Source organism: Streptomyces sp. NPDC050535 (assembly GCF_044457665.1).
Classification (GTDB): Bacteria; Actinomycetota; Actinomycetes; order Streptomycetales; family Streptomycetaceae; genus Streptomyces.
Genome location: NZ_JBITHE010000013.1, coordinates 154,159 through 167,851, shown reverse-complemented (window position 1 = coordinate 167,851; position 13,693 = coordinate 154,159). Strand labels below are relative to the sequence as shown.

Genomic DNA, 13,693 nt, shown 5'->3' with positions numbered 1-13,693 from the left:
GCCGCCGGTTTGTCGGAGATCAGCCGTCGGCTTCCCAGGGGCCGGCCGCCGGTCTGACGAAGATCAGGGGAGTCTCGGGGGTCGACCCTGATGCCCGGGGCCGCCGGGCGTGTGAACATCGATGGCATGCCGGAAGCCGCAGCCATCCCCCTGGACGTCCCGCGGCCCCCGCGCAAGCTCTACCGCAGCAGCGACGGACGCTGGCTCGGGGGCGTGGCGCGCGGGCTCGCCGGGCACCTCGGGCTGCCGGTGATCTGGGTGCGGCTCGTGTTCGTGGGGCTGTTCATGGCGGACGGGCTGGGGGCGCTGCTGTATGCCGCGTTCTGGTTCTTCGTACCACTCGGTGTGGGAGGGGTGGGAGGCGTCGGCGCGGCCGGTTCGGGGCGTACGCCCGGCATTTCCACCGAGACCGCGCCAGACGGCCGCAGACGGCTCGTGGCCCGCAAGCCGGACAAGGGGCAGATCGTCGCGCTGCTCCTCATGGTCGTCGTGGCCCTGGTCTTCGTCGGCAATGTGAACCTCGGCGGTGGAGCGAAGGCGTATCTCTGGCCGACCGTGCTCGTCGGCGCGGGCGTCGCCCTGGTCTGGCGCCAGGCGGACAACGCGCGGCGGGCACGCTGGGTGGAGGTCGGCCGCCGTCGGCGCACGCTCACGCTGCTGCGTTCCGCGGCGGGCGTCCTGCTCGTCACCGCCGGTGTGTCCGGGATATTCGTCCTCCAGGGCTCGGCCGCCCACCTCGGCTCCGTCCTCCAGGCGGCACTCGCCGTCCTGGTGGGCATAGCGCTGCTGGCCGGCCCCTACCTCGTACGCATGACACAGGACCTCTCCGAGGAGCGCCTGATGCGTATCCGCGCCCAGGAGCGGGCCGAAGTCGCCGCCCACGTCCATGACTCGGTGCTGCACACCCTGACCCTGATCCAGCGCAACGCGGACAACGGCAACGAGGTGCGACGCCTGGCCCGCGCCCAGGAGCGCGACCTCCGCACCTGGCTCTACAAACCGGAGGGCACGGGGAAGTCCGCGGAAGACGCTGCCGAGGAACCCGACACCCTCGCCGAGGCGGTCCGGCGCAACGCCGCGGAGGTCGAGGACAAGCACGGCGTCCCCATCGAGGTCGTGGTCGTGGGCGACTGCCCGCTCGACGACGGCATCTCGGCGCAGATGCAGGCCGCGCGGGAAGCGATGGTGAACGCGGCCAAGTACGGTGGCGAAGGCGGCGCGGTACAGGTCTTCGCCGAAGTCGAGGGCACGACGGTGTTCGTGTCCGTCCGCGACCGCGGCCCCGGCTTCGACTTCGACGCGATACCCGCCGACCGCATGGGCGTCAGAGAATCGATCATCGGCCGCATGGAGCGCAACGGCGGTACGGCGCGGCTGCGCGCGGTGCCGGACGGCGGCACGGAGGTCGAGCTGGAGATGGAGAGGGCGGAGAGGACGTCATGAGCGACGTAAGCGACGTGAGCGGCGCGGGCGACGACGCCAACGGGGCGACGACCGGCCCGACCGGGCAGGACGGTTCGGCCGGTGCCGGTGCCGGTGCCGGTGCCGGTGCCGGTGAGGGCCAGGCTTCTGTTTTCCCGGATGCCGCGGGCGGGCGCCGGGCGCGGGTCGTGCTGGTCGACGACCACCGCATGTTCCGTACGGGAGTTCAGGCCGAGATCGGGCAGACCGAGCGGACCGGCGTCGAGGTGGTCGGCGAGGCGGCGGACGTCGACCAGGCGGTCACGGTCATCACGGCCACGCGGCCCGAGGTCGTGCTGCTCGACGTCCACCTGCCGGGTGGCGGTGGTGTCGAAGTGCTGCGCCGTTGCGCCCCGTTGATGGTTGACGCCGAGCAGCCGGTCCGCTTCCTCGCGCTGTCCGTGTCCGACGCCGCCGAGGACGTCATCGGGGTGATCCGCGGCGGCGCACGGGGCTACGTCACCAAGACGATCACCGGTACGGATCTCGTGGACTCCATCTTCCGCGTCCAGGACGGCGACGCGGTCTTCTCGCCGCGCCTGGCGGGGTTCGTCCTCGACGCGTTCGCCTCGACCGACGCCCCGCCCGTCGACGAGGACCTCGACCGTCTCACCCAGCGCGAGCGCGAGGTCCTCCGCCTCATCGCCCGCGGCTACGCGTACAAGGAGATCGCCAAGCAGCTCTTCATCTCCGTCAAGACGGTCGAGTCCCATGTCTCCGCCGTGCTGCGGAAGTTGCAGCTCTCCAACCGGCACGAGCTGACCCGGTGGGCCACCGCGCGACGTCTCGTGTGAGCCGATGACGGTTCGCGGGGGTCGGGCGCCGTCCGGTGCGCGGCGGCCCTCACGCCACCCGAGTACCCCCCGCGAACGGCATCTGGTCGACCGGCGCCAGCCGTACCGGCGCGCTCGGGTTGGGGGCGTGGATCATCTGGCCGTTGCCCACGTAGATGCCCACGTGGCTGATGCCCGAGTAGAAGAACACCAGGTCGCCGGGTTGGAGTTCGGAGCGTGAGACGCGTCGGCCCGCGTTGATCTGGGCGTAGGTCGTACGGGGGAGCGCGATGCCCGCGGCGCGGTAGGCGGCCTGGGAGAGGCCGGAGCAGTCGAAGGCGTCGGGCCCCGTGGCTCCCCAGACGTAGGGGGCGCCGAGCTTGCCGTAGGCGTAGGAAACGGCCGCCGCGGCACGGGTGTTGGGGGCGGCGGCGGAGCCGGGCGCGGCGGTGGATCCGGCAGCCGTGGCGGAGCCCGCCGGGGCCGCCGATGCGGTCAGGTCGCGTGCCGAGGAGCGCGAGGCGCGGTCGCCCGGAGCGCCGGTCTCCCCGAACCGCGCGCGCTCCTCGTCGCTGAGCCGGCTCAACAGCTGCCGCGCCGAGTCGAGTTTCCCGTTGATCGTCTTCTTGTGCCGCTTCAGCTCCTCCTGCCGCGACTTGAGTGAGTCCAGCTCGACGTGCGCGGCCCCGCGCAACTGCTCGATCTCCCGCAACTGGTGGCGTACCCGCCGCACGGCCGCCGCCTGCCTGCTGCCCGCCCGCTCGGCGAACGCGGCCCCTTGCAGGTACTGGTCGGGGTCGTCGGAGAGCGCGAGTTGCAGCGCCGGGTCGAGGCCGCCGCTGCGGTACTGCGAGGCGGCGATCGAACCCAGCGCGTCGCGTGCCGAGTTGAGCCGTTCCTCCTTGCGTGCCGCCTCGTCCTGGAGTGTGCCCACCCGCTTGGCAGCCTTGTCGGCCCTCTCCTTGGCGCCGTTGTACTTCTCGGTGGCGGCCTCCGCCTCCTCGTACAACTTGTCGACCTTGGCCTTCACCTGTGCCGTCGACAGCTGCGGTTCGGCGTGTCCCGTCCCGTCGAAGACGGTGGCCGTCGCCGCGCCCGCGAGGGCGATCGTGGCGGCTGTGCGGACCTTGCCTGTGCCGAGTGAGCGCTGTCTGGGCTTCCGGTGCGCTGCCACGAGGGCCCACATCCTTCCGTACGGCCGCCTGGGCAGGAGCCCGGGCGGTCAGGCGGTTACGCGTCCGGCGACGGCCCGCACAGGGGGAGCGGGCCGCCGCCGGACCTTCTCGGCGGTGGTGTCCGGTTGCCGCCCCTGGCCAGGGCGGCGGTGGAGAGCCGGGCACCTGAGGGAGGACGCTAAACCTGAGCGTCATGGCTCGGTAACGCCATGTGTGCAATTGGCCTCACTGGATCGGTTAATGACCGCAAATGTCCATAATCCCGGTCCGGTGTCGCTGACTTCACATTGTGTGATGACCGATGCGGCGAATCCTGGGCACCCAGGTGTACGCCGGTGCTATGGGTTACTTGAGGTGGGCCGGTGACCAGAGGGACCGGAGTGCGGGAATAGGCTCCGGCCTCATGGACGTACTCATCCATCTCTTCGTCGGACTGCACATCATCGGCATCGCCTCGCTCCTCGGCGGCTTCCTCACCCAGCTCAAGGCGATGGGCCGGGGCACGGCCCGTTTCGTCCCCGTGATGCTGCACGGCGCGCTGACCATGCTGGTCACGGGTGTCGTCCTGGTCGGCCTCAACCAGGCGGACGATCAGCCGGTCGACAACATCAAGATCGGCGTGAAGCTGGCGCTGCTGATCGTGATCCTGGGGCTCGTCTACGTGAAGCGTGACGACGAGAAGGTGGAGAAGGGGCTCTTCGGGCTCGTCGGGCTGCTGACGACGGCGAACATCTTCATCGCGGTGCTGTGGACCTGACGGCCCCGGCCGCCACCACCAGCCAGACGGCCACCGCGATCCACAGCAGTACCTCTCCCAGCCCCTTGAGCCACGAGACGCCGAGGGCGGCCGAGACCGACAGGGTCGCCGCCGCCGTCATCCCCAGCGGGAACACGGTCGCCCAGCGCCGCACGTCGTAGCGAGGGCGCGGCCGGGCCAGCTCCGCGGCGGCCAGGACGCAGCACCAGGCGAGGTCGAGGACGAGCAGCGCGGTGGTGGCGGCGCGCAGGACGCCGTTGTCGTCGCCGTTCCACAGGAACGCGTCGGCGTTGTGCGCCGCGACGAGTTTGGCCCCGGCCAGCGCCGAGATGGCGAGCGCGCCGCCCGCGACCCAGTGGTCCCCGGCGCCCGTGACCACCTCCCTGATGTCGAAGTGCGTGAACGACACCCCGTAGAGCACGATTCCGAGCCAGAACAGCACCAGTGCGGCATGCGCGAGCCAGTCCGCGCCCACGGCCGCGGCGAGCGTGGCACCCAGCACCGACAGCCCCTGGGTGGCCACGCACACGAGGAACACCCCGCCCGGCATACGGCGGCTCCAGTGCCGTACGACGAGGAAGAGCAGCACCGGCCACAGCACGGCCGACAGCGCCAGCAGGGCCTCGGCGAGCTCCTGCCACCCCAGCAGCGACAGCCGCGTGCCGAGGACGGTGGTCGCCGCGACGGCGGTGAGCCCGGGCGGTGTGCCCGCCTCCGTCGCCCAGCGCGTGCGCTCCCGCACCAGCCTTACGGCGAAGTCCGCGGCGAGCGCGAGCCAGGCGACGGACGCCAGGACCAGTGCGACCCGGGACAGCGTCTCGTAGCCGGTCAGATGCAGGCCGACCGAGATGATGCCGGTCGCCATGACGGCGGCACCGGCGGCCGGCGGACGCTCGGCCCACCAGGCGCGGAGCTGGGAGATGGCTGGCATGGCCCGATGCTAAGGATCTTCGGACGGGTTGCCCGCGGGCCACGCGCGCGTGGGGCACGAAAACGCGGGGCACGCGCGCGTGGAGTACGAAGACGTGCTCCACGCGCGCGTGCCCCGCGGAAGGTGTCGCGAGGGCGGTGCGCTGTTATGCGGGCCGTACGACGCTGTAGATGGCCGACTCACCGTCGTAGAAGATCGACTCCTCGCGGACGTACGCACCCGGCTTCGGGGCGTGGATCATCATGCCGTTGCCGATGTAGAGGCCGACGTGGCTGATGTCGCCGTAGAAGAAGACCAGGTCACCGGGCTGTGCGTCGGAGACGGAGACGGTCGTGCCGGCGTTCACCTGCTCGTAGGTGACACGCGGGAGGGTGACACCGGCGGCCTTCCAGGCGGCCTGGGTGAGGCCCGAGCAGTCGTACGAACCGGGGCCGGTCGCACCCCAGACGTACGGCTTGCCGACCTGGGCGCGGGCGAAGGCGATGGCCTTGGCCGCCTTCGTCGCGTACGAGGCGTCGCCCGCGGGCGCCGAGCCCGAGGTGCCCGTCGTCGCGCTCGACGACGACTCCTGGGCCGCCTTCGCCGCGGCTTCGGCGGCCGCCTGCTGCTGCGCCAGCTCAGCCGCCTTGCGCTCGGCCTCCTTGCGCTGCTCCTCCTCCTTCGCCGCGAGCCGCGCCTTCTCCTCGGCGGTCAGCCGCGAGAGCAGCTCGCGCGCCTTGGCGAGCTTCTGCTGGACGTCGGTCTTGGACGCCTTGAGGGCGTCCTGCGACGTGGACAGCGTCTCCAGGCCCTGGGTGGCCTCCGCGCGCTTCTCGGTGGCGGCGGCCTGATCCGTGACGTAGTCGTCGACGGTCGCCTTCTGGCGGGTGGTCAGACGGTCCATCAGCTGGGTCTGGTCGAAGTAGTCCTGCGGGTTGTCGGCCAGCAGGAGGGAGGCGGTGTCGGGAGCGGCGGCCCCGGTGCGGTACTGCGCCGCGGCGTACGAACCCAGCTCCTCACGCGCGGTGTTGAGCTTCTCCGTGCGCTGGGCGACGTCGTCGAGAAGGGTGTCGACCTTCTTGCGCTGCTTGGAGGTCTTCTCCTTGACCGCGTTGTACTTGTCGGTGGCCGACTCCGCCTGCCGGTAGAGGTCGTCGACCTTCTTCTCGACCTCTTCGAGGCTGGGCTTCGGCTCGGCCGACGGCGCGGCGGCCGCCGTCTGGGAGAGCAGGGCGACGGAGGTGAGGGCCGCTGTGGCGAGAGCGGGGGCCGTACCCGCCACGCGCGAACCCGAGAACCATTTGCGTTGCGACGCCAAGGGAGGCGACTCCTTCCATCATCCGCCTACCGGGTTAGCTGTCGGGTTCGGGCGGGTGGTTCGGAAGGGTTGCCCTACGGTCCTGCCCGACAAGGCAGTTGGACCGATTCACCCCAAGTTCGGTGGGTCCCCGATTCCGGGCGCCGCGAAGGCGTGCCGAACTCAGCGGAGGCCGCCACGGCCCGGCGACGTTCGCCGGTGGGGGTCGGGCGGCCTGATCAGAACGCTAACCAACTCGTGTGGCTCCTGTGAAGGTTGATGTTCGAAATGCCCGATACGTTTTCGTGACCTTAGTCATGTGGTTCGGTTTTCGTGGTCAATCCGGAGGGGTATCAGGGGAGTTGTCCTGCGGGTGCTGCCGTGCGCCCGTACGCCGGAAGGTTTGGGGGCTCGCTGGTACGCCTCGGAGGCGTCCCGGCGCGCCTCGATCTGTCCGGTTGCTGACCGTGACGGTGCGGTTCTGGAGGGTATGGAGGTGTCGGACGGCCGGTTCCGGAAGCTCCTTGGCATCGAAGCGGCATCGAGGCGGGAAGATCGTCGGCCGCCGAGAAGCCGGTATGGCGCTATTACCGCCGCGGACTTCTCGGGGTGGCGGCGGGCTGTCAGTGGGGCCGCCTAGACTCGGAGAGCGATGAGCAGCCTCTTTGATGACAGCTTCCTGGCGGACCTCAAGCCCTCCGGGGCCCACGAGGAAGAGCCCTCGCCGCCGCCCGAGGACGGGACGGCCGAGCAGCTTCCGGACGACCTGTTCGGCGGCCGCTTCGACGTGCCGCCGAGCCGCGACGCGTATTACCGCGACGGTGCCCCGCGCCCCGCCGTGGACCCGGCCGCGCTCCTGGACGGGCTGAACGAGAACCAGCGGTCGGCCGTGACGCACTCCGGCGCCCCGCTGCTCATCGTGGCCGGCGCGGGCTCCGGCAAGACCCGCGTGCTCACGCACCGGATCGCGTACCTGCTGGGCGAGCGCCAGGTCCACCCCGGCCAGATCCTCGCGATCACCTTCACGAACAAGGCCGCGGGCGAGATGAAGGAGCGCGTCGAGCAGCTCGTCGGCCCGCGCGCCAACGCGATGTGGGTGATGACCTTCCACAGCGCGTGCGTACGGATTCTGCGCCGTGAGAGCAAGAGGCTCGGCTTCACGTCCTCGTTCTCGATCTACGACGCCGCCGACAGCAAGCGGCTGATGGCGCTGGTCTGCCGTGACCTGGACCTCGACCCGAAGCGCTTCCCGCCGAAGTCCTTCAGCGCCAAGATCTCGAACCTGAAGAACGAGCTGATCGACGAGGAGGACTTCGCCGCCCAGGCCGCCGACGGTTTCGAGAAGACCCTCGCCCAGGCCTACGCGATGTACCAGTCGCGGCTGCGCGAGGCCAACGCGCTCGACTTCGACGACCTGATCATGACCACGGTCAACCTGCTCCGCGCCTTCCCGGACGTCGCCGAGCACTACCGCCGCCGCTTCCGGCACGTTCTCGTCGACGAGTACCAGGACACCAACCACGCGCAGTACGCCCTCGTGCGCGAACTCGTCGGCACCTCCGAGCACCCGGTGGACATCCCGCCCAGCGAGCACGACCTGCCGCCCGCCGAGCTGTGCGTGGTGGGCGACGCCGACCAGTCGATCTACGCCTTCCGCGGCGCGACGATCCGCAACATCCTCCAGTTCGAGGAGGACTACCCGAACGCGACGACGATCCTCCTGGAGCAGAACTACCGCTCCACCCAGACGATCCTCAGCGCCGCCAACGCGGTCATCGAGCGCAACGAATCCCGCCGCCCCAAGAACCTGTGGACGAACGCGGGCGCGGGTTCCAGCATCACCGGCTACGTCGCCGACACCGAGCACGACGAGGCCCAGTTCGTCGCCGACGAGATAGACCGTCTCACCGACGCGGGCGACGCCAAGGCGGGCGACGTCGCGGTCTTCTACCGTACGAACGCGCAGTCCCGTGTCTTCGAAGAGGTCTTCATCCGCGTCGGCCTGCCCTACAAGGTCGTCGGCGGCGTCCGCTTCTACGAGCGCAAGGAGGTCCGGGACGTCCTCGCGTACCTGCGGGTGCTGTCCAACCCGGAGGACTCCGTTCCCATGCGCCGGATTCTCAACGTCCCCAAGCGCGGCATCGGCGACCGCGCCGAGGCGATGATCGACGCGCTCTCGCAGCGCGAGAAGATCAGCTTCCCGCAGGCCCTGCGACGGGTGGACGAGGCCTACGGCATGGCGGCCCGCTCCACGAACGCCGTCAAGCGGTTCAACACGCTGATGGAGGACCTGCGGACGATCGTGGAGTCGGGCGCGGGCCCGGCCACCGTCCTGGAGGCGGTACTCGAACGCACCGGCTATCTCGCGGAGTTGCAGGCGTCCACCGACCCGCAGGACGAGACCCGGATCGAGAACCTCCAGGAACTCGCCGCCGTGGCCCTGGAGTTCGAGCAGGAGACCGGCGAGGGTGAGACGCCGGCCGGGCTCGCCGCCTTCCTGGAGCGGGTCGCGCTCGTCGCCGACTCCGACCAGATCCCCGACGAGGAGGACGGCAACGGCGTCATCACCCTCATGACCCTGCACACCGCCAAGGGCCTTGAGTTCCCTGTGGTGTTCCTGACCGGCATGGAGGACGGCGTCTTCCCGCACATGCGCGCGCTGGGACAGGTCAAGGAGCTGGAGGAGGAGCGGCGCCTCGCGTACGTCGGCATCACGCGCGCGCGTGAACGGCTGTACCTGACACGGTCGTCCATGCGCAGTGCGTGGGGGCAGCCCTCGTACAACCCGCCGTCCCGCTTCCTGGAGGAGATCCCGGACGCGCACCTGGAGTGGAAGCGCACGGGCTCGATGGGTCCCGCCTCCTCGACCCCCGTCTCGGGCGTGGCGGCTTCGCTGTCGTCGTCACTCTCGTCCTCCCGCTCGCGGTCCGCGGCCTCGGGCGCCTCCGGGTTCGCGACGCGGCGCGGCATCGCGGAGAAGCCGGTGGTGTCGCTGGCCGTCGGCGACCGGGTCACGCACGACCAGTTCGGCCTGGGCACGGTCGTCGATGTGAAGGGAACGGGCGCGAACGCCGAGGCGACGGTCGACTTCGGGGAGCCGAAGCCGAAGCGATTGCTGCTGCGGTATGCGCCGGTGGAGAAGCTGTAGGTGCGCGGTGCGCGGGAGATAGGCAGGAGGTACGCAGGCGGGGCCCGGCGGTGACGTTTTTGCGTGCCGGGTCCGGGTGGGCCTGGTGGTTGCGTGCGGCGGTCGGGGCCGGGCGGGATCCGGTGGTGACGATCTGCGCGCAGGGGTCGGACGCGGATGCTGTGGTGATCGGGGCCGGGCGGGGATCCGGTGGTTACGTCGGGTCCAGGTCGTGGCTGCGCAGCCACGCCAGCGGGTCGATCGCCGAGCCGCCTGCCGGGCGGACCTCGAAGTGCAGGTGTGGGCCGGTGGAGTTCCCGGAGTTCCCGGAGTTCGCGATCGCGTCGCCGGCCTTCACAGTCGTGCCGGACGCGACCTGATAGCTGGAGAGGTGGCAGTACCACGTCTCCGTGCCGTCCATCGCGGTCACGATCATCATGTTGCCGTACGCGCTGTTCCACTGCGTCCGGACGGTCCCGTCGGTCGCGGCCATCACCGTCGTGCCGTACGACACCGGGAAGTCGATGCCCGTGTGGATGGACATCCAGTTGACGCCGGCCTGGCCGAAGTAGGCGCTCAGCCCCCTCTGCGCCACCGGCAGCGCGAACTTCGGGCGCAAACGCTCCTTGGTCGCGGCCGCCTCCGCCGCCTTCTTCCGCTGGGCCTCTTGCTGGGCCTTGAGGTCGATACGTTCCTGCGTGCGGCTGGCCCGGTCGGCGAAGTCGTCGGCGCCCGCGGAGAGACTCGCCAGCTGGGTGTCCAGTTTGTTGTTCGCGGCGGACGGCTGCACCGCGACCGCGTCCGGCGCGCTGGCCGTCGTGTTCTTGGTCTCGTCCCCGCCGACACTGACCACCGAGGCGGCGGCGATCCCCGTGACGCCCATCACGCAGACCGAGGGAACGGCCACGGTCAGCAGCGCGGAACGCTTCGCCGGGCTGCGGCGACGGGAGCGGCCGGCGGACCTCGACGCGGAGCGCGGGACCGGCGTCACTTCCTCCATGCCCTCGAGCAGCAGCGGTGCCTCGTGCTCGTCGTCCGAGTCCTGCCTGTCGGCCGGGGTCTCGAACTCGTCCTCCGCGGCGGCCGGTTGCTCGTACGAGCTCTGCTCGAAGGTCGCGGTCGCCTGCTGGTCGAGAGGTTCAGGAGCGGGCTGCTGCCGCTCGTATCCCTCGGGGCCGGCCTGATGCTGATGCTCATAGGACTCGGGACCAGCCTGATGCTGAGGCTCGTGGGCCTCGGGCTGCGGCTGTTCGTGTTCGTACGCGTCCTGGCCGCCGCCGGTGTTCCACTGTGTGGCGTCGTACGCGCCCGTGTCCTGGGTGGGCGCGCTCCACTGCTGGGTCTGGTCGGCCTGCTGCTCGGGGTGGAGCCAGGCGTTCGCGTCCCACTGGCCCGTGGCGTCCGGGTTCGGATGCTGCGCGGGCAGGTCGCTGAGCTGTTGGTAACCGGCGGCCCACGCGGTCGTTTCGTAACTGCCGGTGTCGTAGGCCGCTTGGTGCTGCGCCGCGTACGGGTCGTAGTTCAGCGTCTGGTGGCCACCCGTGTCCGGGGCCTGGTGGCCGCCGGTGTTCCACTGCGTGGCGTCGTACGATCCCGAGCCGTTGCCCGACATGTCGCCGAAGAGGGGGTCGGTCGCGAAGCTCGTCGTCTCGAAAGCCGAGGCGTCGAAGGCCGGTGTTTCGAAGTTTCCGGTCGCATACGGGGTGTTGGCACCCGTTTCAAAACCGGTGGCGGGGTAACCGTCAAACGTGGTGAAGTCGCCGTACTGGGCTTCTTGCCCACCGTGGGACGCGTAGTGCGTCGAGGCGGCATCGGAGGCCGGGGCCGGGGCAGTTGCTACCCCCGACGGAGGACGGTCGTTCACCAACTTCTCTTTCGCCTCGACAACAGGGGCTGGCAGAGCAGTGCGGCGACTGTACCCGGCAGTATGAGCGCGCGACAATCTTCGGCAGGTTTCCTCTTCGCAGGAAACGGGCATTCGGCCGTGTTTCGGGGGACTGCGGGCACGGCTTTGGCCTGGCGTTCGATCCGTGTTCGAGCACGGGTGGCTGTCCGGTCGCTGTTTCCGCGCTTCCGGCACGTTGTGCTGAGTCGCCGTCAACGCGCTTCCGGGTGCTTCCGGCGCGCTGTACGGGGTGACTCTCACGCCACCGTCAGGCCGCCCTCGGTGGGAGTGGCGGCATGCGCTCCCGGATCGCCGGTGTCGAGCGCCTGCCGTATACCGGTCGCGACGGCGGGATGCACGGGCAGGGCGAGGTGTCCGATGCCGCTCACCCGTACGTTCTGCGCGATCAGGTCCGGGTGGTCGACGCAGGCCGTCTCCAGCGGGTCCATCAACTGGTCGAGGTCGCTCCAGAAGCTCACGAAACGTGTCCGGCAGCCCGGGGTGGGCCTGCTCAGCTCCTCGATAAGCCCCGATTCCGGGCGCATCTGACGGACGATCGGGTGCGCGTTCATCAACGGGACCACGCGGGTGCCCGAGTGCGGGGTGCCGAGCGTGACGAGGGTGCGTACGCGCAGGTCGCCGCCGAGGCACTGGGCGTAGTAGCGCGCGATCAGTCCGCCGAGGCTGTGCCCGACGATGTCCACGCGGTCCTGGCCCGTGCGCTCGCAGATCTCCTCTATGTGCCGGCCGAGCAACTCCGCGGCGGTGCGGATGTCGCAGGTCAGCGGTGAGTAGTTGAGCGACTCGATGTGCTGTGTTCCGTGCTGGGCGAGGTTGCGGCGCAGCAGGACGAAGACCGAGCGGTTGTCTATGAACCCGTGCAGGAGGACGACCGGGGGCCTGGCCTCCGTGGGGAGCCGGGTGGCGTCCGGCGTGGGGGGTGTTGGGGTGGTGCGGCGCTCCTGGGCCATGCCCGACGGGTAGAGGAGGAGGTGCCCGGCGAGGATCGCGATCTCCAGGGCGGTCGCCTTCAGGAGGACCATCGAGAGTCCTGCCACTCTGCTCGGAAGCAGGCGCCGGCAGAGAGGAAGCAAGGGCGACGATGTCCCGGTGACCTTCATGGCCGACCTCCTGTCGGCACGCGGAGGGCGGCTCTGTCCCCCGTGTGCACTCGTGGAGCGTCGCGTATGCGGGTGGTGGCTCGGTCGACGTCGGCTCGAACCCGGCTCAATGCCGGCTAAATGCCGGGTCGAGGCCGGTTTCGCTCCGGGCCGGGGTCGGCTCGGCGGTTTACGGGTGTGTCTCCCCGCTGTCGTGCCATCGCCGATGTGCCCGCCACCGCGCTGTCCCGCGCCGTGGTGCGGCCACCTGATAGCGGCTCTCCTTGCGCAGGCTCCGGCCGTGGTCCATGCGCCGCGGGTTCGTGCGGTGTGGGTTCGTGCGGTGTGGGTTCGTGCGGTGTGTGTGCCGCGGGAATCCGGAGCGGTGCGCGGTGAACTTGTCCCACCGTGTGATTTCCCCCTCGGTATCCACCGCGAAACTGCCGGTTGCGGGATGCTGGGGATAACGTTCGTTCACTTCGGCGGGTCGGCGGGTCGGCGGGTCGGTTGGTGGTGCGGGCGGGCGGCCGCGCCGCGGATGCGTGCATGGTGCGGCGGAGTGTGCGATATCTGTCGGTGTGTGTTGTGTCCGTGCGGTTTGGTGTCGTTGGTTCGTAGTCCGTTCATGGAGGCAGTGATGGGTGTGGCAGCCGGTCCGATCCGCGTGGTCGTGGCCAAGCCGGGGCTCGACGGCCACGATCGTGGGGCCAAGGTGATCGCGCGGGCGCTGCGGGATGCGGGTATGGAGGTCATCTATACCGGGCTCCATCAGACGCCCGAGCAGATCGTCGACACCGCGATCCAGGAGGATGCCGACGCGATCGGGCTCTCGATTCTGTCCGGTGCGCACAACACGCTGTTCGCGGCGGTTATCGCGCTTCTCAAGGAGCGCGAGGTGGAGGACATCAAGGTGTTCGGCGGCGGGATCATTCCCGAGGCGGATATCGCTCCGTTGAAGGAGAAGGGGGTCGCGGAGATCTTTACGCCGGGGGCGACCACCGGGGCGATCGTGGACTGGGTGCGGGCGAATGTTCGTCAGCCGGCGGGGGCGTAGTTCGTTTCTGCGTCGGGTGGCTGACGGTGGCGGCTGGCTGCCGCCGGTGTCCGGGTTGTGGGTGGGTCGGGGCCGGGGGCCGGTACATCCGCCCGTCGCCGCCCCCGAAACCCAACGGCGCCGCAAGGGGGCGACCCCGGAACCGGGGCGAAGC

10 protein-coding genes and 1 riboswitch are annotated in these 13,693 nt (G+C 70.1%); of the genes, 5 read left to right on the top strand and 5 right to left on the bottom strand.

The genetic code is table 11. The features are described 5' to 3' along the window. Positions 1-90 precede the first annotated feature (90 nt). Together ACIBLC_RS27245 and ACIBLC_RS27240 are read left to right on the top strand one after the other, a co-directional pair. Positions 91-1,443: a PspC domain-containing protein gene (locus tag ACIBLC_RS27245; RefSeq protein ID WP_399213836.1), complete on the top strand. Its 1,353-nt coding sequence runs from the start codon at positions 91-93 to the stop codon at positions 1,441-1,443. Continuing rightward, the gene (locus ACIBLC_RS27240) at positions 1,440-2,255 is read left to right on the top strand and encodes a LuxR C-terminal-related transcriptional regulator (RefSeq protein ID WP_399213835.1); all 816 of its coding nucleotides are present in this window, start codon (positions 1,440-1,442) and stop codon (positions 2,253-2,255) included. The genes ACIBLC_RS27245 and ACIBLC_RS27240 overlap by 4 nt, the downstream gene beginning before the upstream one ends. 49 nt (positions 2,256-2,304) lie before the next feature. Here the strand turns inward: ACIBLC_RS27240 and ACIBLC_RS27235 are convergent, their stop codons facing one another. Beyond that, positions 2,305-3,408, bottom strand: coding sequence for an NlpC/P60 family protein (locus ACIBLC_RS27235; protein WP_399213834.1), 1,104 nt, complete (start codon positions 3,406-3,408; stop codon positions 2,305-2,307). A gap of 404 nt (positions 3,409-3,812) precedes the next feature. On the opposite strand from ACIBLC_RS27235, the gene ACIBLC_RS27230 reads away from it, so the two are divergent. Next, the gene (locus ACIBLC_RS27230; protein WP_399213833.1) at positions 3,813-4,166 is read left to right on the top strand and encodes a hypothetical protein; all 354 of its coding nucleotides are present in this window, start codon (positions 3,813-3,815) and stop codon (positions 4,164-4,166) included. On the opposite strand, the gene ACIBLC_RS27225 is transcribed toward ACIBLC_RS27230, so the two are convergent. After that, a complete protein-coding gene (locus ACIBLC_RS27225; protein ID WP_399213832.1) occupies positions 4,144-5,097 on the bottom strand; it encodes a tellurite resistance/C4-dicarboxylate transporter family protein in 954 nt (317 codons plus the stop codon). The genes ACIBLC_RS27230 and ACIBLC_RS27225 overlap by 23 nt on opposite strands. A 145-nt stretch (positions 5,098-5,242) precedes the next feature. Next, positions 5,243-6,394 (bottom strand): NlpC/P60 family protein, encoded by a 1,152-nt coding sequence (locus ACIBLC_RS27220; RefSeq protein WP_399213831.1) that lies wholly within the window; start codon positions 6,392-6,394, stop codon positions 5,243-5,245. A gap of 7 nt (positions 6,395-6,401) precedes the next feature. Beyond that, positions 6,402-6,572, bottom strand: a riboswitch (cyclic di-AMP (ydaO/yuaA leader). Between the two features lie 453 nt (positions 6,573-7,025). Between ACIBLC_RS27220 and pcrA the strand changes: the two genes are divergently transcribed. Further along, positions 7,026-9,521, top strand: coding sequence for a DNA helicase PcrA (pcrA, locus tag ACIBLC_RS27215; protein WP_399213830.1), 2,496 nt, complete (start codon positions 7,026-7,028; stop codon positions 9,519-9,521). Between the two features lie 193 nt (positions 9,522-9,714). Here pcrA and ACIBLC_RS27210 read toward each other — a convergent pair whose 3' ends face one another. Both ACIBLC_RS27210 and ACIBLC_RS27205 read right to left on the bottom strand, forming a co-directional pair. Beyond that, complete coding sequence (locus ACIBLC_RS27210; protein WP_399213829.1) at positions 9,715-11,364, bottom strand: peptidoglycan DD-metalloendopeptidase family protein; 1,650 nt, start codon at positions 11,362-11,364, stop codon at positions 9,715-9,717. Positions 11,365-11,642: 278 nt separating this feature from the next. Further along, on the bottom strand, positions 11,643-12,506 hold the full coding sequence (locus ACIBLC_RS27205) for an esterase/lipase family protein (protein ID WP_399213828.1): 864 nt from the start codon (positions 12,504-12,506) through the stop codon (positions 11,643-11,645). 616 nt (positions 12,507-13,122) lie between these two features. Between ACIBLC_RS27205 and ACIBLC_RS27200 the strand changes: the two genes are divergently transcribed. Beyond that, complete coding sequence (locus ACIBLC_RS27200; RefSeq protein ID WP_399213827.1) at positions 13,123-13,539, top strand: cobalamin B12-binding domain-containing protein; 417 nt, start codon at positions 13,123-13,125, stop codon at positions 13,537-13,539. Positions 13,540-13,693: the final 154 nt, after the last annotated feature.